Below are 26,954 nucleotides of genomic sequence, written 5' to 3' on the forward strand. Positions count from 1 at the left end.
GTTAGTTTTTATTTTGTCACAGCATACACATCACATGCTTTCCCGGTGGAAAAATTATGGGTTTCAATTTTGATTTTAATACTGCTTATTGATTCAGCAATAGTTTAATTCATAAAAATGTTTTCGATTACAAAACATTCATTTTTCTCACATTTCTTATCAAATTTAATGTGCTCGTCTCCATGATTTCCAATACCACAAGAGTCAATTAAGATAAACTTTGGTTCTAAAGACAAAATATAGTCAAGAATGGGTTCGGATAAAAAAGTATTTGCTTCACCATATTTCTGTGTGCCATATCCATGTTTATTCAATACATCGGTATAAAGAATCAAAGCTTTACCTCTGATATTTGTTTTCCATTCAATTTTTCAGCATTAGGATTTAAACTAGCTTCTCACTCATTTCTTTGCTTGCGCATAACGGCTCGAATAAGGGGTCGTGGGCGATTTCAAAGAGTAATCTTATCTACCGACCAAAGGGAGATCACGAAACGAAGTGAGTAAACCGTTTTCCATATTTTTCTATTCATTTTCACAATCTGCTGAGAAATAGACATTAGGGCTATCGTCCTTTTTCAGGTAAAAATTTTCTGGTGGAAAGGATGACGTCCACACACAAACCTTATACAAGCTTGGTATATTTAGAATCCATAACCATTCTAGATCCGTCTGTTGGGACAAATCTAAACTTCCAAATGAGTTGGAAGAGCACTCAAGCGAATTCAAGAGCAGATTACTTGTCACATCTAAATTTAAAAGTTTAGTATCACTGCAGGATAAAGATGTAAGCTTGATATTTTTTGATAAATCTAAATTTTGCAACGAATTTAAAGAACAATTCAAATCATTAAGCTCTAAGTTTGTCGAAATATCTATTTCTGAAAGATTACAAATCATACAATTCAATTGATTTAAACTTGGATTATTTGATACATCCAAAGACGTTAATTGATTATCACCGCAAATTAAATCTATCAAATCAGGATTGTTTGAGACGTCAAGAGAACTTAATGAGTTTGAAAAACAAGACAATTTCCTTAAACCTAGGTTATTTGAAACATCAATCACACTTATTTCATTATGGTCACAATTTAATTTATATAAAGCTTTATGATTTGTTATATCTATAACCGATAAGCTGTTGTCATAACAAACTAAATGAGTCAATTTAATATTATTTGAAAAATTAAGAGATGATAGTTCATTAGTGCCACAATGTAATATTTCAAGAGAACGACATTTTGATATATCTAAAACCCCCAATAAATTTTGAAAACAATAAATTTCAATCAATAATTTGTTATTTGTGAAATATAAAACCCCAATTTTATTAACCCCACAATTGATTTTTTCTAGAAAAATACAATTGGTGACATCTAGCTTAATTAGTTTATTCTCGCTACAATTGATTTCTTTAAGCATTCCATTATTAGAAAAATTTAACTTTCCTAAATAATTATTCCGACAATTTATTTTTTCTAGAATAGGATTGCTTATTGTACTTAAATTTTGCAAATGATTATCCCTGCAATACAATTCCTCTAATAATTTGTTCCTTGAGATATCCAGAGTGCTTAACTGATTATACTGTACATCTATGATTTTCAAAGCTGTATTTCTCGACAAATCAATATTTGTTAATAAATTATCAGAACAATAAAGTGTGTCTAAATTGATAAACATCTCAATACCGGATAGTTCTGTTATGCTTTTTCCACTAATGTTCAAAGAAGTTACAACTTCTGCTTCAAAAGAACTGATTATATTATCATCATTGGTGTCAATTCCTAGTTCAATTAATGCATTTAGAAATTTATCATCATTAATAGCAACTGTAGGGTCATATTCTGTTTCATCCTGACAGGACCAACACAATATTCCAATTAAAATAAATAGTAATTCTTTAAGTTTCATGCTTATCTAATTTTGAGGTAATATGTTTGCTAACGATTTTGTGAAGGTACGTGGGCTCGAGATAGCTATCGGGATTAAAGAGTTGCCTTCTCTACCGACCAAAGTGAGTAAACCGCCAAGCAAGCTATATTTTAAAATCTTTGCCAGTCCCTAATTATCGGGAAACTCCTTATAAAATAGAGTAAGTGAGTCATTGAATTGAATTGGCTTGCTGGTCCCGACTCGTCGAGATTAATTGAACTAACTCACAAGCGACTAATCACCGCCGATGAAATTTAGCTTTTGTTGGCGGTAGTAATTAATCAGATAATGTTATTGATATTGCAGCATCGAACACTTTATTTTTTCTAATTATCGTTGGAACTGGTTGAATAAATTTTTCCCACTTCCCAGCCCAACACTTCCAAGTATTAGATAGATTACTGTAATTTGCCCCCAATGTTGGACCATAATTAATTTTCTTTATTTTTTTATTTAATTCATCATAAGATATGAATTCGAATTTATTTTCTGGGATTATTAACCATTCAATTCCGACAAAGACACCTTCCTTGGGAACTTTAATGTTATATTTCAATAAATTAATTGTATTAATTTTTCCATTCTTTAAAATCACAATCAATTCTTCTTTCAAAATATCTGAGGAAGGTTGATTTAAGACAGTATCCATTTTAAAAATTCTAATTTTAATTTTGGATTTACCTTTATTTTGCCATGATTTAGTCCCAATTTGAATAGAAGATATTGTATTTATATTTTCATAATCTTCTCTATTGGGGAAATATCTGGCATAGATATTTGGAATGTTATTACAAGCAATTCCACCAAGAATTTTTGATCTTTTAAGTTTATTAATTATTATTTCATCTTCTAATTTTAGTGGGATGACAATAATTTCTGAAATACCATAAACTAAAGGCTCCAGTTTTATTAAATTAAGATTTTCAAAGTCTAAATCTTTCAATGCAATAACAGTGTCTTTATAATTAATACAAGAAATATTCAAAGAATTTGAAATATCAGAGCCTTCTATTAGTAAGGAAAACTCACCATTTTGATATGATGTTGTACCATTTTGTAATTCAATAATTGCGATGTTGGCAAACGAAACAAACTCACCTGTTTGTGAATCTAATAATTTACCTTTAATATTAATTGACTCTCCAAAAGCTGAAGTTGTCAATATTAAACAGAGCAGAATTATTCCGTAAAATTTCATTTATAAAGAGTTTAAATATTTATGTTCGTTAAGGCACACAACGATGATAGTATGCATCGTCTCTGTGAGATACGAACAGGTATGATGTCATCACTTATTGTTATAGCTCCTTTTTCATTCGCTACCATTCTCGCCACTATTCCGTAATATCTTCGATTCGTGTATTATATCCTATTAACTCACTTTATATAATAATCAATTCTGATAATTGTTCCCTTTGATCAGTTTCATTAAGTGAAGATCCGCATTAGGTGTTAAATACGTTTAAATTAATAACAATATCTTAAACAACTAATATTCACAAAAAAGACTTCTAACTTTCTTGTTTAAAAATGATAGTTCTTTGCGCATTCTTCTTATACCTGTCCTTAGGAATAATCTCTCTTTTCGTACTTGGACGATAGCTTGTAATATTTGGGTTTAGAATATATTCGACTTGATACTCAATCATTTTTTCAAAAGGAATAAGAAAATCCTTCGTCTCGCATTCTTCTAAGTCACCTTCCTTAAGTAAATTTAAGACAGTATAGACTGACTCAATAGTACTAAGACAAAGAGGTTCTGGTTGTTGCTTGATAATAAATTTTGATTTTATTTCATTATCAAAACTCACTCTTTTTAGTTTTTGCAAGTTCTTACTTAGTTTAAGCATTTTACGGGCGCAGGGCCATGTACCATCAAGAAGGAAGATGTGTGGATTATTACCCATAACAGAATTTATTTCTGAACTTTTTCTTGTCGATAAGTTGAAATTATCTTTTCCCGGATAAAGTAAAAAAGAACTACTTTTTTCTTGAGTCAGTATTTCATTTACACGATTGTTATTGGTAAAATCGACACCAACTATAATTTCTGAATTTTCAAGTTGAAGCTTAGTCATATGTCCCGTTCCGTTTTTTTCTTTTTTGTACTCCTTCGGGTGCATAAGAATAATAAAACGAGTCTTAGTCTGGAAAGGACTTATGTATTTACAAATACATGTGCTTGAAGGCCTCATGCAATTGTAACATTTGATTCTTGGATTTTTTATTTCTACTTGCAAGGTGAATATCTCTTTATTTTTATAACTCTGACTAACGGTAAAAATTAGCCTTTGATTTTCAGTGATTTATATTTATATCGTTCGCTTCAAAAATCAATATATTTTTCCTTTATAGAGCGAATGTATGCTAACGGTAAATTGTATGAGTAGAGGCAGATTGCGTGGTACTTTCCTGGCAAACCGTGATGAAGTTTGAGCGGGCTACAAACCTTGATATTTAGCACTTCCTCTGCCATTACTTATACAAAATGTTGTACACAGTATTTATCTGTTTTTTAGTATTCTTGTATACAAAATCCTGTTCGATATGTCAGTTTCGAAAGTTAAAAATAATTCTAAATCTTCAATGAAAAATTCTGCCTCGGATAATGGAACTAATTTAAATTTATATGCGTAATGTAAATCTTCTATCATTAATCCGTTATTGGAGTATTTTATACTGAAATTCTGATTGATTTCTGAAATGCCTTTTTCAGCTAATTGAAAAGTCCCTGTATATTTCAATAATTGTTCTTTAGTCAAGTTAATTGGCTTAATAGTGTTTCCTTGGCTCTCAAATTTAGTTAAAGTTTTATTTTTGGAAGAATTTGACACCATTGCATCAAGAATCATTTTAATCAACGTTTTTCTATTTTTTTCAACAAAATAATGTCCAAAATAGCTATCAGCTCTAAGTATAATAATAATGTTTTCATCAGGGAATATCCCTAAATATTGTTCTCCCCAACCAAGGGCAAAATAGCGTTTTGATTCATTAGTTCTTTGCTGTAACCACCATAAATATCCATATCCAGTTGCTCCATTTCCCATATTGTCAGCAACTGTATAGGGGGTTAAACTTTGCTGTATCCAACTTGAATCTATAATCTGTTTCCCATCCCAATTCCCCATCTGGAGAAATAACTGTCCAAATTTTGCCAAATCACGGGACGACATTTTCAGTGGATAGCCAGGATGGATTGATACATCACTATATTCATAAGTGCCATCAAAAATTCTATAATCTTCCATTCCTAATGGAATGGCTATATCTGAATTAAAATCCTTGAAAATATCACTGTTTGTTTCTAAATTGTATATGGTTCCAAGAACATTAAAGTCCCAATTATTATAATATTGATATTCACCAGGATTAAGACTACCTCTTTTAGGACTACCTCCAACATCGGGCTGTAATGCAGCATTCAAATAAATCCCTGAACGAGTAGCTAATAAATGTTTTATTTTAGCACTCTTTTCCATATCTGTAAGTTCAACTTTCTCCTTTATACCAAGCTCACCAATAGTTTTGTTAATATCAATTACCCCTTTTTTTATTTGTATGCCATAAAGTGCATTTAATAAAGTTTTACGAACCGAATGAAGCTTATATCTTCGTTCAATATCTCCCCAAGCTTCAACTATGTGCCCGTCTTTTATCAGAAGCATAGCAACCGCATTTGTTGAGTCAAAATAATTCTTTGTTATTTTCAATTTCTCACTCGAAAATCCAGCCTCTTCAGGTAAACTATATTTCATCCATTGTTTTTGTGTATTTTGAGAGAACAACTGCAGATTGCTAAATAATACGATTAGGATAACATATATTATTATTTTCATTTTTTAATCTCTTTAATTCATTAAGTCTAATGACGAATAGAAATTTTAAGTGTTTACTTAATTCTGTGATGGTGTATCTTCCTGTCCGCCATTCACAGATAAATTCAATTTTCTGTTCCATAGTTGTTCGTTCTTTCCAAGGCATAGCAATTTGTTTTTTATTCCAAATTACAACCTAAAAAATGTAAACCATGTCCCTTTACCATACCTAATTGGTGGCAACGGGCTTGCTAAGTTGCGTGGGCGATTTAAAAGAACTGACCTTTCAAGTCGCACGAAAGCAAGCCGCATAGATTTGTTTATATTTTTAAGCAAACCAATTTTAATTGGCTTGCTGGTGTTTAGTAATTGTACTAAACCTTCAAACGACTCATCAGCGCCCATGAAATTTAGCTTTTGTTAGGTGCTGGCTTTATTATTTCTTCATCTCTCAGTTTTATAAACTCTATAAATCATGGACTTTCAGGCCATAGTGATTTAGTCATTAATTGAAGTAATTATAATCAAATTTGTTCACGGTGGACATTATAAATTCATTAGTAATTCAACATCCAATTTCCAACCATTCTCCGTTTTTGAAATTTTCGCAATATCGATATTATCAGGACTAACTTTGAAAAAATTTAAATACAGACTGTGCCCTATTTCGATTGAATTATCTAATTTGTCATGCCTATAAACTCTTGCAATGAAATAATCTGAAGCAGTTTTTATTTTATTAATTTCATTATCTGACATATAGATGAACTTATAAAAGCTTCCCAAGGAACTTTTAACATCTATAAAACATTCTCGTAATGTTTTGTTCTGTAGATTGTCAATGTATAAACGAAAATCAAATGGTAAATAACTTTCCTCTGATTTATTAGTCCAATCTACATTTATATGTTTGAAAGTTCGTAATAATTTAAAAATGAATATTTCTCCATAACGACCAAGTTCATAATCTTCAAATTCATTTACTCTTGTTGAATGGGTGCTGTTATTTAGTTTTAATGATGACGAAGTCAATTTATTTAGACATTCACTATAATAGCTGTAACGATTATCTATTTCCTTTTGGTCTATTTCGTTTTGTATTATTATTTCCTCTGCACGCTTACGCTTATTTTTTTCGGCAATAATCCGGTCCTTTTCATATTGAATTGATCTTGCTTTTTGCTCCTCGGTTTCTTTATTTTTTAAAAAAACAAAAAAAGCATCAACGGTTGGTAAAACAGGATTCTTAAGAATTAATACTGCATCCCACTTCGGAGAATATGTTTCTATAAAACTAAATGACCAAGGTAAAGCAGGGTTTTTTGATAATCGTGACCAACACCACCTATCTTTATATCTCTCTATAAGCTCTTCACTCCACGGAATTTTTTCATTTAATGATAATATTTGCCAATTCCACTTTCGTTCATATTTTAAAATTAAATCTGAAGTCCAAGGTAAATAGGTATTGGATGATAATTTTGACCAATCTAATTTGTCTTGATATTTCTCGAAAGCTAAACTAAACCAAGGAATACTTGGATTGGAAGACAAAACTGACCAATCCCACTCCTTGGAATAAACTGCAATATTAACTAGTGAAATACTAGCTGTACCAGATAAATAAGAAAAAAAATGTTCCCTACTCATGCTATTATCTTGGTTTATTCTGATAAGAATACTCTCTAAAACATTATAGCTCCATGATAAACGATATAGCATGGACTCATTACTTCCTCTTCCAGTAAAGTTGTCGCAACTTGCAATACTTGATGTGATTTCTGTGTAATATTTAGTAACAAAATGTTCAGTCACTTCAAATATTTCATTTGAAGTGAAAAATGATGTTAGTTTATTTGTAATCAGGTAATCTCTAAAAAAATCATCTCTTAACCTATAGTCAATCTCTATTGTAAAATCCTTTGAATTTGATCTCAATTTGTATTCATTTAAAAAGCATGCATATGAGTTAGTATCTAAAAACGATAATTTTCTTTTATCTTTTACACTAGATTTATACTTATTAATTAAATCCCATTTGATTCGTTGAGACAGGGAAGTATTCTTATAACCACGACTATCATCATTAGCATAAAAGATAGTTGAACCTAGCAATTCAAAACCTCCCGAAAAAGCTAGGTAAAAGTTCTGATTTAAACGAAAAGATCTTGTCAAACATGATCGGATTTCATGTTCAAACTCACCCATTAATATTTGAAGTTTTTTTGCACTAAAATCAAATCTTGCAATAAAAAAATGAGAAGTAATATATTTCAATAATCTATCACCAATTGCCTGAGAATTAAGATGAATCTTTCTTATAAGTAGTCGTAGTTCTTCATTGGATATTTCCTTATTGTGGAAACAAGTCTTAAAATTATTTACATCTATGAATTGCGAAAGATAATTAGAAATTTCTACATCCTTTAATACCTCATATTTAATATCTTTCACATTATAGGGTGCAATGTCCTTAAAATATTGCAATTCTTTACCGTACAGAATTAACGCTTCCTCCCAAAGGGATTTTGATGATATTTTCCTCCAGTACTTATCAGCTTCTTGTTGTTTTTCCTTTTCTTTGTTATGTAAGCTATGTGCAAGTTTGTATACATTTTCAAAACTGTAATCAGAAAGATTAACAGCATTAGTAGAATCACGTTTTCTCGAAATAGATTTACTAATTGGATAATTCGGATATCTTTTCTGTACAATGGTGCTGATATATTCACGTATGATTGAACTGATAATATCGGAGCCAGAATTAAATTCGCTATAAATAATATTTCTAGTATTACTGGTTGGAAATTTAATAGGGCGAGATCTAAAAACCAATTGAATATTTTCATTTTCGGAATCACCAAATCTCTCAATCAAGTATTTCCAATCCCAATCTGGAATATACTCAAGTAGCATCTTTGCATATTTTGTTTTCATTTTTTGCATATTAATTCAACAATAGGAACAATTAAATCAATATTTTTTTTTGTTGCTTCGTTGATAAACCTATTGTCTCCATTTATTTCATTTGTACAGTTGCAGTTTGCTTGCACCTAACGGTCTTGCTAAGTTGCGTGGGCGATTAAAAGAGTTATCCTTTCAAACCGCCAAGTAAGCAAGCCGATTAAATTTACCTATTTATATTTTTAACAAGACAAATTGAATTGGCTTGCTGGTGTTTATTAATTGAACCAAACTTCCTAACTGCATTTCGCCGCCCATGAAATTTAGCTTTTGTTAGGTGCTGGCATTGTTATTCTTAAAGTTCACGTTTGATATTGTCAATTAAAAAACTGGTTAAAAATTTAAAATCCTCATATCTTGAACTTATTGGAGAAAGCTGTTCTCCTATTTTTTTTTGAAAAGCTTCTTTTGCCTTTATCGGGTCAGTTATATTTATTTTTTTAAATGGCTTCATTATTTTTATTTGTAAATCAAGAATATCTTTAAAATTGTTATCCCTTAATGTAAGGTAAGGCAGCCAATAAATTAATGTATCTATGTCAAGTATTATCAAATCTTTAATATAATTTGGGTTATAGTTCTCTTTAAGGCGTTCTTTAATACTTTCTTTATACCAAGTATTCATTCTATAATTTAACCCTGGTGTTTCAAATATTCTATCATTCAGTAACAGTATTGGATATACTTTGAAATTCTTTTTTGAATTTACATATTGGTCATAATTGAACTTGTTCAACAGTATTTGTTCAATTGAAGTAATTAGTTGCCCAATACCAATTGGATTTTCATTTACTTCCAGAAATTTTAACTTTAGAGTTTTTTCTATTAATGATATATTGCCAGAGCTTTTGACATTTTTGGCAATTAATACATCCTTATTTTCAAATAGAAATATTGTATTACCATGTCTTATGTAATAATCAGGCTCATGTTTATTACCCTTATTTTGCTCTTTCTTTTTAAAATGCTTTTTGTGAAAAAGTTTGTCAAGCAATTTTACAACAAGAAATTTCTCTGTAAATTCTGTATTGTAGAATTCAAAAAAAGATCTGTCTTTTGCAGGCAGATTTAGGTGTTCGTGAAATGCTGATTTTAAAATAAACTTAGTGCTTTTAACAAATTTATCTACGGCAAAAAAGAAATCTATTATTGCATATGTAGATTTATCAATTTTATAAATTGGATAATTTTTCAAATTGGTGAAATCTTCATCTTCAGCAACTTCATAAGAAACCAATGATTCAACGAATGGTTTAGCGTCATCTTCCATTAGAAATCTGAAGCCGTTTTCCATTTTAATCTCTAATAGTTTTACAAAAAAAAGTTTTACCTGCCTTACGAGTTTTTTTGAATTATCTTGATTAAAATACTTACATAATTCATCACCCAGAAACTTGTATTTTTTAGACCCTTCAAGAAATTCAATTAAGTATTCAAAACGGATTATTGTTGCATGAACCAGTTTTACAAATTCTAAATTATTATCATTTCTAAATCCTAAATCCGAAGCAGGGAAACTAGAAGCTATAATAATATCTACCATAAGTTCAAAACTATCATCTCGTTCTTCTACAATTTGAGATGTATTCAAATCATGATTGATTATCAAAAATGCCTTTAGCATGTTAATTTCATCAATATCTATATCTTCTGGATTAGTATTATTTTCTATTAGTTCAACTCTATTGGATAAAACTATTTCGGCAAGCTTTAAACTACCCAGCCTAGTTACAATACCAGGCTTTTCTGTAATTTTACTCATTCGTAAATAAGTATTTACTCTACGAACTATGTCTTGCCGAATTTCAAGATTAGAATTGAAATTATCAAAATTTGGTTGTGGAATTGTATTACTAAAACCTATTACATTTAGTAAAGTATTTGATGAAATTTTATTTAAGTATACTTTTATATCTAGAGGTTCTTCTTCTGGAAATACACTTTTAAATTCTAACCTCGGTATAGGGTTCATAAAAATTATTGCTTTATAATTTGGTTGCTTGCACCTAACGTATGGATAACATCCATATTGATATTATTTCTCTTATATCTTTCAAAGAGGTGTTGTTACCACTCTAATATACTGTGCTAAGAACACCTTTAGTTTTAAGAAGCTTAAAATTAAGAATTATTCAAACTAAACAGTATATAGACGACAAGTAAAACTATAATTTCATGTAAAATAGAATTGCTCTTCATAATAAATGCTCTTTTGTAAAAAAAACAGGGAAACAAAATAAGCCCCACAGCAATTAAGATGTGGGGTTTATTAGTGTTCATTGTCTCGTTCTAGAATAAACTCGTCTTATTTTGCATCTTTCAGGTTAACCAAACCTAATTTTTTTACCAATTTTCCAATCGTTAATCCTTGTACAATAATGGAAAATAGGGTTACCGAATACATTAGGAAAACAAATAAATCACCAAAGTGCTCAGGTGGTATTGATAAAGCCAATGCGATACCCAAAGCCCCTCTCAAGCCACCCCATGTTAGCATGAGGATAGTTTTTCGGTTGACTTTTTTATTGGAATGTTTAATCAACTGAAAAGGGATAAGTACCGAAATATACCTTGAGATTAAAACAACAGCTATTGTAATAATTGCAAAAGGAATATGAACGACATTGGGGTTTATTAGTGTTATAAAGAATCCTAAAAGCACAAAGAGTACACCGTTTAAAATTTCATCCAAAACATCCCAGAATGTGACCAATTGCATCAGGTTATTCTTCGAATATTCTTTACTGTGTATCTTTTTACCCAGATACAAACCAGCTGCTACCATTGCCAGGGCCGGAGAAACATGAATATTCTCGGCTAGAGCATAACCACCCGATGCCATAACAATGGTCAGCATAACATGTGCCTTGGCATTAGCCTCAGTCCTTTTAAGAATTTGGAAACCTAAAAAGCCTATTAACAAACCAAAGCAAATACCGCCAAGTGCTTCTCTAAAGAATAGAAAAATGACTTCGTCGACATGAATATTCTCATAACCTCGATTGATAATCTGTAAGATGACAACGAATAGAACCATACCTACCCCATCGTTGAAAAGAGATTCGCCTTCGATATTCATCTGTAAGTCTTTCCTAACACTGTAGCTTTTTAATATACTGAGAACAGCTATAGGGTCGGTTGGTGATATTAAGGCCCCAAATAAAAGGGAATAAATATAAGGGATGTCTAATGATAAAAGGTGAGCAGCATAATAAGTAAGGGTTCCCACCAAAAAAGTGGATATTAATGTACCGAATATGGCAAAAACAAAAACCGCCTTTCTTTGCTTCTGCAATTCCTCAATATTAATATGCATGGCTCCTGCAAAGAGCAGAAAACTAAGAATAATCTCCAACAAAAATTCTCTAAAATGAATGTCTCTTTCGAAAGTCGGAATAAACTGGTAAACAGATGGGGCAAATTCTTTTAATATGAGGATAAACACAGACATTATGAGTGCTAAAACCATCATCCCAATGGTAGGGTTTAATTTCAGGTATTTTGTATTTACAAGACTAAAAAGAGCAGCAAAAGCCAGAACGATTACAAAAGAATCAAACATTTAATTTTTATTATTAGTTATGTGTCAGAAGCCAAGACTTGGGTTCAGATAATAAATGCAAACTATCATTCAGCTTTAGAGAAAGCTAATAGGGTATTAGATGGTTTTCCTAGGATATGAAAGCCTTATTGATTACAAAAAACATTAGGAGAATGGGACCCTCCTAGTCTTGTAAAAGGCTATCAAATATGATCTAAGACATTTGTAAATTAAACCAGCTTATTGCAGATTTAAAGTGGTGTTTAAATCAAGCCTAGCCTTACAAATTAAATTTAGATCTCTTAATCGGCCGCGAATTTATGAAAAACAAGATACCAAACAAAAAAAATGGCTCTTAGTTTATCAACAGGGGTAAAATAAGTTGATATGCAAAAATAATCCCAACTAAATATGATTAGTTGGGATTATTACTGTTAAATGATGTATTCATTACAAAGCGGTCATTGATTTTTCATTTTATCAATTCTGCTAAAAAGGTACGAACCGCACTTACAGATTCAACTTTATATTTAGCTGCTGTGTGTTTTAAGCCAACCTTAATGGTGTGGGCAGATTCAGGTAATTCTTTAAACATGTATTCATCGGTCCAATCATCACCCACTGCAAAAATAAAATCGAAGTCCTTATTTTTAAGGAATTGTAAAGCTGCAATCCCTTTGTTTATACCACCCGTCTTCACCTCTATCACTTTATTACCTTCCAATATTTCCAGGTTATGATTGGCTATCATAGTTGTTAATTCATCCTTCAACTCATTGGCTCTTAAATCAGCTTGTTCGGGCTCGGCTTTTCTAAAATGCCAAACCAGAGAGTAATTCTTTTCTTCTATAAAGGTACCTGGTGTTCTATCAACAAAAGTTTCGAGTATGGGTTGAATGCTCGATTTCCATGTATCCGTAGCATTGGAAAGCATTTTCCATTCTTTATCTATCTTTTTGCTCCAAACTCCATGTTCAACAATCAAATTTATTTTGTGTCCTTTTAACCAAGTTTCAAGACTAGCCCTATCGCGCCCACTTATAATAGTAATGACATTGCGAGGATCTTCTTCCAGTTTATATAGGAGTTGATGTAATTCCTCATTAGGTTTGGCATCATTCGGGTTCTTCTTAAAACCTGTAAGTGTGCCATCATAGTCCAAAAAGATAGCTCGCATCTTTGAATTTTGATAATCAGATCGGATCTTATCCATTATAATGACATTAACTCGCTTAGCATGCATCGAAGATTGAATTTTTTCTACTTTCGATAGTGATTTCACAAATTCACTGGACCATTTAAAAACATCATAACGCTTAATCCGATCTTGAAGAAAAATCATACGTTCTCGCTGCTCATCCAGTGGCATAGTCAAGGCTTGATTTATACTATCAGCAATTTCTTTGATATTATTTGGATTGATGATCAAGGCCTCTCCCATTTCTAAAGACACACCAGCCATTTCACTGAGGATTATAACCCCAGTGCGATTGGTTCTGGATGCCACATATTCCTTAGCAACCAAATTCATTCCATCGCGAACGGGCGTAACTAAACAAACATCGCAAGAACTGTACAACTCAATTAAATTCTCAAAAGGCATTGATCTGTAGAAATACCATACGGGTGTGTAATTAATATTCCCAAATTGCCCATTGACGGTTCCAACTAATTCATCAACTTCACTTTTGAGATTAATATAATGCTCTACCGTTCCTCGAGAAGGTACTGCAAGCATAATTAGTGTAACTTTCCCAACAAACTCAGGATACTCTTCTAAAAACTTAGCAAAGGCTCTTAATCGATTGGGTATTCCTTTCGAATAGTCCAAGCGATCTATAGAAAGAATTAGTTTTCGATCTGGAGAAAGCAAAAAGTACTTTTCTAATTCACGATGTAAATCAGATTTCTCTTGAAGTGGTTTTTGAAAGATTTCTGTCGCTGCATTCTTAAATTTGTCGTAATCAATCCCCATAGGGAAAGCATCAACTATAATAATTCGATCTTCTATTTGAATCTGATTAAAAGAAATCTCATAACCCATTAATCGACGAACAGAACTAAAAAAGTGACGTTGATAATCGTAAGTATGAAAACCAATTAAGTCTGCCCCTAGTATGCCTTGAATCAATTCTTTTCGCCAGGGCAGAATTCGAAATACCTCGAATGATGGAAAAGGTATATGAAGAAAAAAACCAACAGTCACACCAGGTTTCTTCGATTTGATCATTTCAGGCACCAACAACAATTGGTAATCATGTATCCAAATGGTATCGCCTTCCTCCAAGGTTTCAAGTGCCTTATCTGCAAATTTCTGATTCACACTCACAAATGCTTCCCAGAGCTCAGGATCATAATCGATATATTGTGCAAAATAGTGGAATAAAGGCCAAATCGTGCGGTTACTAAAACCATCGTAATACAAATCGATCTCCTTTTTCGAAAGGTGAACCGCAACACAATCTTCTTTTTGTAACGCCTTGTCTATCCTATCAGACAGTTTTTGATCTATGTCATCACTAGGTAAACCCGGCCAGCCTATCCACTTACCATTATATTCTTTATAAACCGATCGCATACCCGTAGCGAGACCTCCTACACTGGGTATGAGTTCTATTTGATCATCTTTTACGTTGATACTAACTGGAAGCCTGTTGGAAACAATGTGTATTCTATTCATAAAATCGAGTATGATATTCTATTAATAAATTATTCTAAAGTCATGGAAATTAGCTACATTATGACTTATATCTTGCTTATTCACTAAATTACTCTTTTTCTATGAAAGATTTAAATTACGGAGTCATTGGAAATTGTAGATCTGCAGCACTTATTTCAGAAAGGGGCTCTATCGATTGGCTGTGTTTGCCGAAGTTCGATTCATCATCAGCGTTTGCAAAGCTTCTTGATAGTGAAAAAGGGGGTAGTTTTGAAGTTCAACCAGAAAAGTTTATTCGCAGCATTCAATATTATCAAAAGAATACCAATATACTACATACATGTTTTATATGTGAAGATGGAATTTTTGAGCTTGTGGATTTTATGCCTCGCTATATTACTGAAAACAACAACTGCTTTGCGCCACCTGATATTATTAGGTATTTTAAACATGTCAAAGGAAGACCTACTTTTCGTATTATTTACAATCCAAAGTTGGATTATGCTCGGAATGACACTAAAAATAAGTTAGCTAAATTTGAATTCATAAAATCCTATACAACATCTAAAACCTATGATTCACTTTATTTATATACTAGTTTCGATTGTGAATCGATTTTAAATCAAGACATTATTTGTCTCTACAGGCATGAATTTTGCCTTCTAACCTACAATAAAAAATTACTAAAGCAGACTTACGATAGAATTGACCTGATCATGCAAAGAACCATAACGTATTGGTTGAATTGGTCAGAAAAAACAAAAGTTCACTCAAAGTATAGTGAAGAAATGGGGAGATCAGCTTTGGTTTTAAAATTGTTAAGCTATCAAAAATCAGGGGCCGTTTTAGCAGCATTAACGACATCCTTACCAGAAACCATTGGTGAGGTTCGTAACTGGGATTATCGTTTCTGTTGGATACGAGATGGCTCCATGGTTGTGAAAATATTAACTCAGCTGGGACATCATAATATTGCCAAAGGTTATTTGAATTTTATCATGGATATTATTCCGGAAAAAAAAGAAAAAATACAAATCATGTACGGCATAAACGGGGAGAAAATTCTTCCGGAATTTGAATTAGATCATCTGGCTGGCTACGAGGGTTCCAAACCTGTACGTGTTGGTAATGCTGCTTATAAACAAAAGCAGAACGATATTTATGGCATCCTTCTAGATCTAATTCATCAGCAATTCGAATTGTTTGAAAATTCGTTAGAACATACTGAAGACCTTTACACTATTGTAAGAAGTATTGTAAAGGTTGTGGAAGAGAATTGGCGTAAACCTGATAGAGGAATCTGGGAGATTCGAGGAAAGAGCCTTCATTTCACCTTCAGTAAAGTGATGTGTTGGGTAGCTTTCGATCGAGCCGTAAAAATTTCTAAACTTCTGAAAAGTGACTACTATGTGAAAAAGTGGGTCCCTTATCGAGATGCTGTAAAAAAAGATATCATGAAAAATGCTTGGAACGAGGAGAAGCAAGCTTTTACTCAGCATTATGGTTCTGACGATTTAGACGCTTCCGTTTTATTAATGGAAAACTATGGCTTTATTAAGGCTAATGATGAAAAATATATTTCTACCGTCCTTACCATTCAGAAAGAATTGGAGCACGATGGCTTAATGTTTCGCTATAAGAATAAGGATGATTTTGGAACGCCTAAGTCTGCCTTTACCATTTGTTCTTTCTGGCTTATAAATAGCTTGTATAAAATCGGGCGAAAAAAGGAAGCACAAGATAAATTTGACATCCTTTTGAGTTATTCCAATCATGTTGGTTTATTTTCTGAAGATATTGATTTTGAAACAAAGCGTATGTTAGGAAACTTCCCTCAAGCCTATTCACACTTAGCTATAATCGAGACAGCTAACAATTTATCTTCTGATGACGATTCTGAATCAGAAGATCTGATTGATCACCTAAATCGTCGCTAGCTAAACCCTATTTATCCACTTCCCGTTATATGCTTTAGATACCTATCTCATGCCAGTTGCAAGATTTCCTAAACTTGTAATAAGTTCTTTTATATCATCATTTACGTTGATACTAACTGGGAGCCTGTTGGAAACAATGTGTATTCTATTCATAAAATTGAGTGTGATATTCTATTAATAAATTATTCGAAAGTCATGGAAATTAGCTATTTTAAGACTTGTATTGTGCTTATTCACTTAATTAGTCTTTTTCTATGAAAAATTTAAATTACGGAGTCATCGGAAATTGTAGATCCGCAGCACTTATTTCAGAAAAAGGCTCTATAGATTGGCTTTGTTTGCCACAGTTCGACTCCTCTTCAGCTTTTGCAAAATTGTTGGATGAAAATAATGGGGGAAGCTTCGAAATACTGCCTGAAAAACTGATCGCAATCAAACAGACTTATTGGAGAAGCACCAATATATTAATCACCCGTTTCGAATGTGAGGATGGCATTTTTGAGCTTGTAGATTTTATGCCGCGTTATATTACCGAAGACAAGGGCTATTATGCCCCGCCTGATGTCATTCGTTATTTAAAACTGATAGAAGGACAGCCCCGTTTTCGCATAATATATGATCCCAAATTGGACTATGCTCGAAACCGAACCAAGAAAAAGATATCCCATCATAATTTCATAAAGGCCTACACATCCGAGGGAGAATACGACTCCTTGTATTTGTACACCAGCTTCGACAGCAATGCCGTTCTGAATCAGGAAATCTTGTGTTTAGAGAAACATGAATTCTTCCTGGTAAGCTATAATCAAAAACTGATGAGGCAAACCATTGACAGGATCTATCTGATTTTGCAAAGAACCAAAACCTATTGGCTAAACTGGTCAGAACGGACAAATACCTTTCCTGCTTATAAGGAAGAAATGACGCGCTCAGCCCTGGTATTGAAACTGCTGAACTATGATAAGAGTGGTGCCGTATTGGCCGCTGTAACCACTTCCCTGCCCGAAACGGTAGGCGAAGTGCGCAACTGGGATTATCGATTCTGCTGGATTCGTGATGGCTCTATGGTCGTGAAAATGCTTACCCAGTTGGGGCATCGTGTAGACGCCCAGCGCTATCTTAATTTCGTGATGGATATCATACCCCTTAAAAGGGAAAAGATGCAAATCATGTACGGCATAAACGGGGAAAAGACCCTTCAGGAATTTGAACTGGATCATCTGGCGGGCTACGAGGGTTCCAAACCTGTACGTGTGGGTAATGCTGCCTATAAACAAAAGCAGAACGATATTTATGGTATCCTCCTGGACTTGATTCACCAGCAATTTGCCCTTTTCGAGAATGCACTGGGTCGTACTGAAGAATTGTGCACTATTGTGCGTAGCATTATTAAGGTGGTAGAAGAAAATTGGCGGGAGCCAGATCGGGGAATCTGGGAAATCAGGGGGGAAAGCCTTCATTTCACTTTTAGTAAAGTGATGTGTTGGGTGGCCTTTGATCGGGCTGTGAAAATTGCAGTCCTCTTAAAAGCCGATTACTATGCGAATAAATGGATCCCTTTACGTGATGCGGTTAAAGAAGATATCATGAAGCATGCCTGGAATGAAAAGAGACAGGCCTTCACTCAGCACTACGGTTCCGATGATTTGGATGCTTCCGTCTTGTTGATGGAAAGCTATGGCTTCATTGAAGCAAATGACGAGAAATATAAATCAACAGTTCTCACCATTCAGAGGGAATTGGAACACGATGGTTTAATGTATCGCTATAAGAATAAGGATGATTTCGGAACCCCTAAATCGGCTTTTACAATTTGCTCATTTTGGATGATTAACAGTTTATATAAAATTGGAAAAAGGAAGGAAGCCAAAGAGAAATTTGACATCCTTATGAGTTATTCCAACCATTTGGGTTTGTTTGCTGAGGATATCGATTTTGCATCGAAACGCATGTTGGGCAATTTCCCACAAGCCTATTCCCACTTGGCTATTATCGAAACGGCATTCAATTTCTCCTGTGAAGACTCTGATGAGGGCTCGTGTTTGCTGACTCAAATAGACAGTTAGAAACGTACAGAAATTCTAATATTTATAAATCCCAATTCATAAACTGAGTTGGGATTTCATCATTAAAACTACTATTCATAAAATTATTATATCTTTAGTCAGCTACAGAAAATCAATAAGATTAAAGAAAGCCTTATAAGATTGATATTTTTATAAAACTCTAATCTTACAAATCATCAACAAGCTAATTTACAGTTCGTCACCATAAAAATACAATTCTAAGCTATACACAGCCAAATTCTCTTATCTATGAAAACGAATTCTTTTTTTAATGTTCTATTGTTTCTTTCTCTCTCCATTTTATTAAGCAATTGTAGTAAAGAGGATTCTAATGAGGCTCCACAATTGGTAATTACGAGTCCTGCAGATGGCACTGAGATCATTATTGGGCCACTGGTTACTATTAAAACAGAGGCGATAGATAATGATGGAAGTATCAGAGAGGTTCAGTTTTTCATCAATAATCATGAGACAGCTCTTGTAAGATCTCCTCCTTTTGAAATGATTTTAGACACCAAGAATCTAAGCGAAGGCTTGCATGTTTTAAAAGTCGTCGCAAAGGATAATCAGAATAAATCAACCACTGTTGAATCACAAATTGAACTAAGCCTAAACTTCACGCCTGGGCATGATTTCTTCGATGCCCGAGACGGTAATATATACAAAACAGTTATAATTGGAGAACAATGCTGGATGTCACAAAATCTAAAGTTTAAAACTGATGAAGGAAGTTGGTATTACGAAAACAATGAAATTATTGGAGAAACATACGGTTGCTTATATTCTATGGAAACGGCTTTAAAAGTTAGTCCTGAGGGATGGCATTTACCAACTGATAATGAATGGAAAATTCTTGAAGGAACCGTAGATAGTGAATACAAGGTAAATGATGAAGAATGGAATAAAGATAATTATAGAGGTTCTGATATTGGCTTGAACTTAAAATCCAAGGATAAATGGATTGAAAAGGGAAATGGTATTGATAAATTCGGGTTTAACGCCATTCCTAGTGGCTATAAATACAATCAAACATCCTTCGATAATTTTGGTTTTTCGGCCTTTTATTGGACTTCTAGTTTTATTCCTACTGGTAATTATTTAATAACGAGAGAAATTTTCTCCCCATTGAATACTTGTCATCGTACTTTTGAAAGAACTTATGCATTAGCTATTCGTTGTGTTCAAGATTAGTTCCAATCCATCGGTCTCATATTAACTTATATCAAATTTTTACAAAATGGCCACCCCATATTCCTGAGGTGGCCGATTTTTACTTTCCTGATTTGTTCTTTTAAAAATACACGTGTAAGTCAACTTAAACTATTAACTTAAAAATAATACATTTGTACTTTCGGTAACCTGTGACTTATCTACGGGTCCTTTAGAATAATTATCCAGCATGCATTTACCCATCACAAATCAAGATTCTTTTATCAGGGAATTTAAGTTCCAGACCTCACGAAGTAGTGGTCCTGGGGGCCAGCATGTGAACAAGGTGAGTTCCCGAGTTGAATTGCGCTTTAACCTCTGGGAATCTCAATTGCTCACTTATGAGGATAAGGATTTAATCTACAGAAAGCTCTCTACACGTATCAGTCAAGAGGGAATACTAAGCATTGTCGTTCAGGCAGATCGCTCTCAGCTGAAGAATAAACAATCGGCCGTGGAGAAATTCTTCGATTTGCTAACACAAGCTTTTACGCCAGTGAAAAAACGAAGACCAACAAAACCAGGCCGTGGCGCTCGTGAAAGAAGACTCAAGGCTAAACGAATAGGTTCAGAAAAGAAAACACGTCGACGCTCTTCGAGTTGGGATGACTAAAATTATTAAATAATTAGACATTTATATTGTTTTCTTCAATGGGAATGGGGTCTCTTTAAATGGCTCGGTTTTTATCGATAAAAAAAGTAGGGTATTTTATAACTTGGATGTTTTATAACAAACAAGTCTTTATAAATAAATCATCCCCCTATGAAAAAACAATTAAACATCTTACTAATTTGCTTCATCCTTTTCTCAATTACTCTACCCTCCTGCTCAAAAAGTGATAGTAATGATGGACAAGCTGTGAGCACAAATGGAAGTATCAGTATCACAGCCAATAAGACATCAATACTTGCTGATGGCAAGGATAAAATCACTTTTACGGTTATAGACAACAATTCAAAGGACATTACTTCTGAATCGAAAATTTATGTCAATGGTGAAGCCATTTCCAACAACACATATTCCAGTACAACAAAAGGTGAACACACAGTAAAAGCAGTTAACCTGGATAGAGAAGCTAGCATAAAAATAATGGTTCGTCATTATATTGCCAGATTATATATCTCAAGCAATAGGACTTCCGTATTCTCATCCGGATCTGAAGAATTCCAATTCAAAGTTTTAGACACGAAGTTGAATAATGTGACTTCCAATGCTAAATTCTATGTTGATGATCAACTGATCAATGGTCATACATTTAGTTCATCCACAAACGGAAAACACAAAGTAAGAGCCGAGTATTCAGAAATTAAAAGTGCCAATTTACTTATTGGTGTAAATATGTCGCCCCGAAATGTATTGGTAGAAGATTATACTGCAACCTGGTGTGGCTATTGTCCTGAGTCAATGTATCACTTGGAAGAACTGAAGAGTATAACCACAGCAAATATGGTGATAACAGCTATTCATGGTAGTGATGAATTCACCTTTTCAAAACTCGAAAGTTTATTATCTACCTACAATGTTGAAGGTTATCCCACAAAGATTTTAAACAGAAAACCTTCACTCAGTATATCAACCAATAGCCTAACAGCTTTGGTTGAAGAATCATGCCCTTTAGGTCTTAAGTCTACAATTAAAGTAGATGGAAACAATGCGAACATAGATATTCAGGTAGAGAGCTATCAAACTTCCACGGATATTAAACTTGTTGTGGCTTTATGCGATAACAATCAATTAGCTGATCAGTCTAACTACTCCAATAATGATACTAACTCAGCTTTTTATCAGGCGGGTGAAAAGATGAAAAATTTTCAGCACAATTATATTCTTCGTAAAACATTGACCGATTTGTATGGCGATGCTATTCCCAACGAGAAATTGACTCAAGGATCAAGCTACAGCTTATCCTTTACCACAGATGTTTCAAATTACAATAAAGCACATTTATCTGCCATTGCTTTTCTAGTAAAAGATGGTGTAGTTATTAATGCTCTTTCTGTTGATAACTTGTAAGCATTTAATCTCTTAGTTAAAACCATCAAAACTAAAAACAATGACAAAATACAGTCTATTATTCATACTATCCCTGTTTTCTTTTTTGACACATGCCCAACTTTCAGGAAATCAATTAAAGGACATGCATGGCAAAATGATTCAGTCCGAGAGCTTGTTTGCGGATAGCGAAGAACCTGTGGTTTTATGCTTTTGGGCAACCTGGTGTCGCCCTTGTCTGCAAGAACTCGAAGCCATTAATGAAGCCATGGATGACTGGCAAGAGGAAGTGACATTTAAAATGATCGCCATATCGATTGACAACACCCGATCTAGTTCTAAAGTCCCTGCAATGGTAAAAGCCCAAGATTGGCAATTTGATGTCTACATCGATGAAAACTCTGATCTTAAACGTTCTCTTAATGTGTCGAGTGTTCCATTCTGCTGTATCATTAAAAAGGGTGAAATCGTTTGGAAACATAGTGGTTATCAACCCGGAAGTGAAGAACTAATTATAGAGAAACTGACAGAATTATCAAAAAAATAAGCTTGACGAGAATATGAATAAACGTAAAATACTTTTGGGGCTTTTTTTACTGAGCCTTTTCCATCTGGGAAACGCTCAAGATAAAAAAGGGAAGCTAAGTGGTAGTTTCGAAACCATCAACCAAATCTACAAGAAAGACAGTAAAACTAAAGCAATAGTGCCCGATGATAAGTTTGGGTCCAACTCTTATCTCAAACTCGATTATCATATTGGTAAACTAACTATGGGATTGCAGTACAAAGCCTATTTACCACGACTAGTGGGTTACGATATCCGAAACAAGGAGCAGAAAATAGCTGGACGATATCTAAAATATCAGGATGAGACATTAGAAATCACCGTTGGTAACTTTTACGAACAGTTTGGTAGTGGGCTTATTTTTAGAAGCTACGAAAATCGCGAATTGGGTATTAACAACGCCATTGAGGGTGTGGGTGTGAGATTCAAGCCTACTGACTACCTCAACTTAAAGGCCATATATGGCAAGCAACGTGAATTCTTCGAAGTTTCAGATGGTATACTGAGAGGTCTTGATGCTACGTTTGATATTGCACAATATTTTGGTTTAGACGGCAGTCACCTTAATGTAGGCGGAAGCTGGCTAAGTAAATACGAAACTTATACAGGCGCTCAGGAAGATTTCCCAAGCCAGGTAAATGCCTATTCAGCTCGACTGGATTTCGGAATAAAAAACTGGAGTTTGAATGCTGAATTCGTTCAGAAAAAGGATGACAGGAAAATTGAAACTCCAGATAGAGATATCACAGGTCATGCACTGCTCGTCAATTCATCCTTTGCCAAGTCTGGTCTGGGAATGAATTTTACCTTCAGAGCTTTAAAAGATATGAGTTTCTATAACGAAAGATCGGCTAGTGGCTTAAATCTATTAGTCAATTATTTACCAGCCATAACCAAGCAGCATAAATACAGTTTATTGAATATTTACAGTTACATCACTCAAGCCAATGGTGAAATGGGTGGACAGTTCGACCTTTATAAAAAATTCAAAAAGGGAAGCCTATTGGGAGGGAAATATGGAACCAAACTGGAAGTAAACATGTCTGCTTACAACAATTTAGAACTTAAAAACCTTGAAACAAAAGAGACCGATTTTCTGAAGCTGGGAGACAGTAAACTGTATCGAGATTTCAATATCAATCTATCAAAAAAATTCTCGAAAAGATTAAAAACCAAACTGGCTTATGCTCATATCGATTACAATAAAGGCCAGTTGCAAGGCGGTGACTCTCCTATTGTAAAATCAGATTTTCTAGCCAGTGAAATTGAGTTTAAACTTAAACCCAAACATGTCCTTAGAGCTGAGCTGCAGCACCTGTGGACCAAACAAGATAAAAAGAATTGGATGGCAGGCTTACTAGAATATTCAATTGCTCCGGGCTTTTCTATGTTTGTTTCCGATCAATACAACTACGGAGACAAAGACAAGATCCATTATTATTCAGGTGGATTTGGATGGGCTAAAGATTCAAAGAATTTGCAAATAGCCTATGGTAGAAACCGAGAAGGCTTGAACTGTTCGGGCGGTGTTTGCCGATTTGTACCTGCCTATACAGGTCTAAACATTAGCTTTTCAACTAGCTTCTAAAACTATAAGTTTATTAAAATGAATGACTTATTTATCTAAATCACAATTTAACTAACAGGTCATTTTGAAGGGCATCTCAGACTTATGAGATGCCCATTTTTATTTGATATCATTACTCACAGTTTGCTGGTATAATTTCTCCAACTTTATTAACTACTCCATTATTTTATTTAACAAGACTCATTCTCTAAATTTGTTCGTATTGTCATTGCGAGCCCAAGGAATGAAGGCGAAACAATCTCAGGATAAATGCACCGTGGTTAATGAAGAAAAGCTCTTATATTGAGAGATTGCTTCTCTCGCTTAGGCTCAATCGCTACCGAGCTTGCGAGATCACCGAAGGTCATGACACAGTTTGTCGCTTCGCTCCTTCGTAATGACTGCAAATGTTCTGTCTCTCCTTCACACAGACAAATTATTCTACCCTTTACCACAAAAATGTCCCAGAGCTTGCTATTTCGGATAAAAACATCTTATTTTGCGAAAGCTTATTTTTATCGATTCCAGATAATAAGAATCCTAATCATACAGCCCATATTTTTAAGAAAAGCAAGCAAGAAACAAAATAAATGAATTCGCATAAAGTAATTAGCATCAGAAACCTGACTCCATCGACCTATATCATTCGTATGGAAAAGAAGGATTTCACCTTTAAAACAGGACAATATATCACACTGGGGTTTGCTGGCAGTATCGACCGTAGAGAATATTCAATATACAGTGCAGAACAAGACGATTATCTTGAAGTTCTAATCAAGGAAGTTGAAGATGGTTTGCTTTCAAAAAAATTGAAAAAATGCAAACCTGGTGAAGAACTGGATATTGATGGCGCTTTTGGTCATTTTTCTCTAAAAGTGGATGAGATAAAAAATAAGAAATTCATGTTTATCAGTACAGGTACTGGTATTTCACCTATCCATAGTTTTATACACACACATCCTGAGATGGACTACACCCTTTTGCATGGTATTCGTCATAAAGACGAAGCTTACGAAAGTGAGTCGTACGATCCAAATCGATACATTTTATGTACCTCAGGTGAAAACACAGGCGATTTTAGTGGTCGCGTAACTGAATATCTTCTGAAAAATCCGGTATCACCTGATACAATCTGTTATCTTTGCGGCAATTGTCACATGATTTACGAAGCTTATGATATTCTTGAGAAGCAAGGTATCAAGCTGGGTCCTATTCATACCGAAGTTTATTTTTAATAAGCCGTTTGAGAAATTCTAGTCTAGCTTAGTTTTGACTATTACTTTCGGAATAAGGATTAGTAAATCGACATGGTGCTTCTTTATTGAATCATCATTTTAGCTAATTATCACATTATCAGACCGACATGAAATATCATCTAATATCACTGGGTTGTCAAATGAATGCTTCTGATGGGGAGCGCGTTAGAACCGTGATTGAACAAATGGGTTATACCTGGACTGAAGACGAAAAAGAAGCCAACTTAATTGGTATTCTTGCCTGTTCAGTTCGTCAGAATGCAATTGATAAGATTTATTCTAAAATTCATAAATGGAATAAGTGGAAGAATCATTCTAACCTAATCACATTCGTTTCGGGCTGTGTACTGCCTTCAGATCATGAGAAATTCTTAAAGCTTTTCGACATTATCTTTCAAATGAAAGATTTACCGAATCTGCCTGAGATGATTCATCAATATGGTATCACAACACCCAACGGTATTCAAAATGGATTTGATGCTCAAAACGATAATATTTCTGAGTTCTGGAATGTAAAACCCGATTACACATCAGATTTTGAAGCTTTTGTGCCTATCCAAAATGGTTGCGATAAGTTCTGCTCTTTTTGTGCCGTTCCCTATACTAGAGGTCGCGAGGTTTCTCGTCCATCATCTGAAATTATTTCAGAAGTTCGTTCATTAGCTGAAAGAGGTTATAAATCTATCACCTTATTGGGGCAAAACGTTAACTCTTACGGTTTAGATAAGCCAGATACAGAGATCATGTTCCCAGAATTACTTCGTCAGGTTGGCGAAGTAGGAAACGAGATTGCTACTGAATTTTGGGTTTACTTTACCTCGCCTCACCCGCGAGATATGTCGGATGAAGTGATTGAAGTCATCGCACAATACAAATGTTTGGCCAAGCAAATTCACTTGCCTCTTCAGTCGGGTGACGATAAGCTTTTGATTGCCATGAATCGTAAGCATGGCTTAGAAAAGTATCGTGAATCTGTTTCAACTATTAGACGATTAATTCCTGAAGCAACCCTGTTTACTGATATTATTGTTGGTTTTACAGGTGAGAGCGATGAGCAATTTGATGCCACTCGTGCCGCTATGAAGGAATTCGACTTTAATATGGCTTATATCGCCAAATATTCGCCTCGTCCAGGTGCATTGAGTCATCGCTGGTTCGATTCAGTACCATTGGAGGTTAAGAAAGATCGCCATCAAATTCTAACTCAGGATTTAAAATTGACCTCAAAAAGCTATAACGATAGCATGATTGATAAAACCTTTAGAGTTTTGGTAAGAGCAGCTGCAAAACACGATGGCTATCTGGCTGGTTTGACTGAAGGAAAAATCAATGTTCGATTCTTGTCTGAAAACACAGATTTAATCGGACAAATTGTAGACGTCAAAATTAAATCGTCTATAGCTTTCTCTGTAGAAGGAGATCTTTTAGATTAAAAAATTAAA

General features: G+C 33.9%; 16 protein-coding genes and 1 pseudogene. 9 read left to right on the plus strand and 8 right to left on the minus strand.

From position 1 onward, the window contains the following. Positions 1–524: 524 nt before the first annotated feature. From ACXR6G_RS16815 to ACXR6G_RS16850, 8 genes are all read right to left on the minus strand, one after another. The gene (locus ACXR6G_RS16815) at positions 525–1,916 is read right to left on the minus strand and encodes a hypothetical protein (RefSeq protein ID WP_458362611.1); all 1,392 of its coding nucleotides are present in this window, start codon (positions 1,914–1,916) and stop codon (positions 525–527) included. A 298-nt stretch (positions 1,917–2,214) separates the two neighbouring features. Beyond that, on the minus strand, positions 2,215–3,135 hold the full coding sequence (locus ACXR6G_RS16820) for a carboxypeptidase-like regulatory domain-containing protein (protein WP_458362612.1): 921 nt from the start codon (positions 3,133–3,135) through the stop codon (positions 2,215–2,217). Positions 3,136–3,448: 313 nt separating this feature from the next. Continuing rightward, positions 3,449–4,177, minus strand: coding sequence for a tRNA-uridine aminocarboxypropyltransferase (locus tag ACXR6G_RS16825; protein WP_458362613.1), 729 nt, complete (start codon positions 4,175–4,177; stop codon positions 3,449–3,451). Between the two features lie 264 nt (positions 4,178–4,441). Next, on the minus strand, positions 4,442–5,776 hold the full coding sequence (locus tag ACXR6G_RS16830) for a serine hydrolase (protein ID WP_458362614.1): 1,335 nt from the start codon (positions 5,774–5,776) through the stop codon (positions 4,442–4,444). A 525-nt stretch (positions 5,777–6,301) separates the two neighbouring features. Beyond that, positions 6,302–8,692 carry a protein NO VEIN domain-containing protein gene (locus ACXR6G_RS16835; protein ID WP_458362615.1) on the minus strand — a complete coding sequence of 797 codons (2,391 nt, stop codon included), beginning with the start codon at positions 8,690–8,692 and terminating at the stop codon, positions 6,302–6,304. A gap of 322 nt (positions 8,693–9,014) precedes the next feature. Then, positions 9,015–10,691: a hypothetical protein gene (locus ACXR6G_RS16840; protein ID WP_458362616.1), complete on the minus strand. Its 1,677-nt coding sequence runs from the start codon at positions 10,689–10,691 to the stop codon at positions 9,015–9,017. A 333-nt stretch (positions 10,692–11,024) separates the two neighbouring features. Continuing rightward, entirely contained in the window at positions 11,025–12,281 is a 1,257-nt protein-coding gene (locus ACXR6G_RS16845) for a cation:proton antiporter (RefSeq protein ID WP_458362617.1), read from the minus strand. 451 nt (positions 12,282–12,732) lie between these two features. Then, the gene (locus ACXR6G_RS16850; RefSeq protein WP_458362618.1) at positions 12,733–14,940 is read right to left on the minus strand and encodes a bifunctional alpha,alpha-trehalose-phosphate synthase (UDP-forming)/trehalose-phosphatase; all 2,208 of its coding nucleotides are present in this window, start codon (positions 14,938–14,940) and stop codon (positions 12,733–12,735) included. 101 nt (positions 14,941–15,041) lie between these two features. Here ACXR6G_RS16850 and ACXR6G_RS16855 point away from each other — a divergent pair, with 101 nt between their 5' ends. The 9 genes and pseudogenes from ACXR6G_RS16855 (at position 15,042) to miaB (ending at position 26,945) form a co-directional block, all read left to right on the plus strand. Beyond that, positions 15,042–16,856: a glycoside hydrolase family 15 protein gene (locus tag ACXR6G_RS16855; protein WP_458362619.1), complete on the plus strand. Its 1,815-nt coding sequence runs from the start codon at positions 15,042–15,044 to the stop codon at positions 16,854–16,856. Between the two features lie 254 nt (positions 16,857–17,110). After that, entirely contained in the window at positions 17,111–18,922 is a 1,812-nt protein-coding gene (locus tag ACXR6G_RS16860) for a glycoside hydrolase family 15 protein (protein WP_458362620.1), read from the plus strand. 249 nt (positions 18,923–19,171) lie between these two features. Continuing rightward, positions 19,172–20,113 carry an FISUMP domain-containing protein gene (locus ACXR6G_RS16865; protein ID WP_458362621.1) on the plus strand — a complete coding sequence of 314 codons (942 nt, stop codon included), beginning with the start codon at positions 19,172–19,174 and terminating at the stop codon, positions 20,111–20,113. 226 nt (positions 20,114–20,339) lie between these two features. Then, a pseudogene (gene arfB / locus ACXR6G_RS16870) lies at positions 20,340–20,744 on the plus strand (alternative ribosome rescue aminoacyl-tRNA hydrolase ArfB); the annotation flags it as partial. A gap of 150 nt (positions 20,745–20,894) precedes the next feature. Then, positions 20,895–22,145: an Omp28-related outer membrane protein gene (locus tag ACXR6G_RS16875; RefSeq protein WP_458362622.1), complete on the plus strand. Its 1,251-nt coding sequence runs from the start codon at positions 20,895–20,897 to the stop codon at positions 22,143–22,145. A gap of 40 nt (positions 22,146–22,185) precedes the next feature. Continuing rightward, complete coding sequence (locus ACXR6G_RS16880) at positions 22,186–22,671, plus strand: TlpA family protein disulfide reductase (RefSeq protein WP_458362623.1); 486 nt, start codon at positions 22,186–22,188, stop codon at positions 22,669–22,671. A gap of 13 nt (positions 22,672–22,684) precedes the next feature. Then, on the plus strand, positions 22,685–24,277 hold the full coding sequence (locus ACXR6G_RS16885; protein WP_458362624.1) for a DUF6029 family protein: 1,593 nt from the start codon (positions 22,685–22,687) through the stop codon (positions 24,275–24,277). Between the two features lie 569 nt (positions 24,278–24,846). Beyond that, positions 24,847–25,491: a ferredoxin--NADP reductase gene (locus ACXR6G_RS16890; protein WP_458362625.1), complete on the plus strand. Its 645-nt coding sequence runs from the start codon at positions 24,847–24,849 to the stop codon at positions 25,489–25,491. Positions 25,492–25,619: 128 nt separating this feature from the next. Next, positions 25,620–26,945: a tRNA (N6-isopentenyl adenosine(37)-C2)-methylthiotransferase MiaB gene (gene miaB, locus ACXR6G_RS16895; RefSeq protein WP_458362626.1), complete on the plus strand. Its 1,326-nt coding sequence runs from the start codon at positions 25,620–25,622 to the stop codon at positions 26,943–26,945. Positions 26,946–26,954 lie beyond the last annotated feature (9 nt).

The organism is Ancylomarina sp. YFZ004, assembly GCF_054254355.1.

Coding starts and splice junctions, on each gene's coding strand:
- ACXR6G_RS16815 (WP_458362611.1), bottom strand. CDS start 1,916: ATGAAACTTAAAGAATTACTATTTATTTTAATTGGAATATTGTGTTGG.
- ACXR6G_RS16820 (WP_458362612.1), bottom strand. CDS start 3,135: ATGAAATTTTACGGAATAATTCTGCTCTGTTTAATATTGACAACTTCA.
- ACXR6G_RS16830 (WP_458362614.1), bottom strand. CDS start 5,776: ATGAAAATAATAATATATGTTATCCTAATCGTATTATTTAGCAATCTG.
- ACXR6G_RS16835 (WP_458362615.1), bottom strand. CDS start 8,692: ATGAAAACAAAATATGCAAAGATGCTACTTGAGTATATTCCAGATTGG.
- ACXR6G_RS16840 (WP_458362616.1), bottom strand. CDS start 10,691: ATGAACCCTATACCGAGGTTAGAATTTAAAAGTGTATTTCCAGAAGAA.
- ACXR6G_RS16845 (WP_458362617.1), bottom strand. CDS start 12,281: ATGTTTGATTCTTTTGTAATCGTTCTGGCTTTTGCTGCTCTTTTTAGT.
- ACXR6G_RS16850 (WP_458362618.1), bottom strand. CDS start 14,940: ATGAATAGAATACACATTGTTTCCAACAGGCTTCCAGTTAGTATCAAC.
- ACXR6G_RS16855 (WP_458362619.1), top strand. CDS start 15,042: ATGAAAGATTTAAATTACGGAGTCATTGGAAATTGTAGATCTGCAGCA.
- ACXR6G_RS16860 (WP_458362620.1), top strand. CDS start 17,111: ATGAAAAATTTAAATTACGGAGTCATCGGAAATTGTAGATCCGCAGCA.
- ACXR6G_RS16865 (WP_458362621.1), top strand. CDS start 19,172: ATGAAAACGAATTCTTTTTTTAATGTTCTATTGTTTCTTTCTCTCTCC.
- ACXR6G_RS16875 (WP_458362622.1), top strand. CDS start 20,895: ATGAAAAAACAATTAAACATCTTACTAATTTGCTTCATCCTTTTCTCA.
- ACXR6G_RS16880 (WP_458362623.1), top strand. CDS start 22,186: ATGACAAAATACAGTCTATTATTCATACTATCCCTGTTTTCTTTTTTG.
- ACXR6G_RS16885 (WP_458362624.1), top strand. CDS start 22,685: ATGAATAAACGTAAAATACTTTTGGGGCTTTTTTTACTGAGCCTTTTC.
- ACXR6G_RS16890 (WP_458362625.1), top strand. CDS start 24,847: ATGAATTCGCATAAAGTAATTAGCATCAGAAACCTGACTCCATCGACC.
- miaB (WP_458362626.1), top strand. CDS start 25,620: ATGAAATATCATCTAATATCACTGGGTTGTCAAATGAATGCTTCTGAT.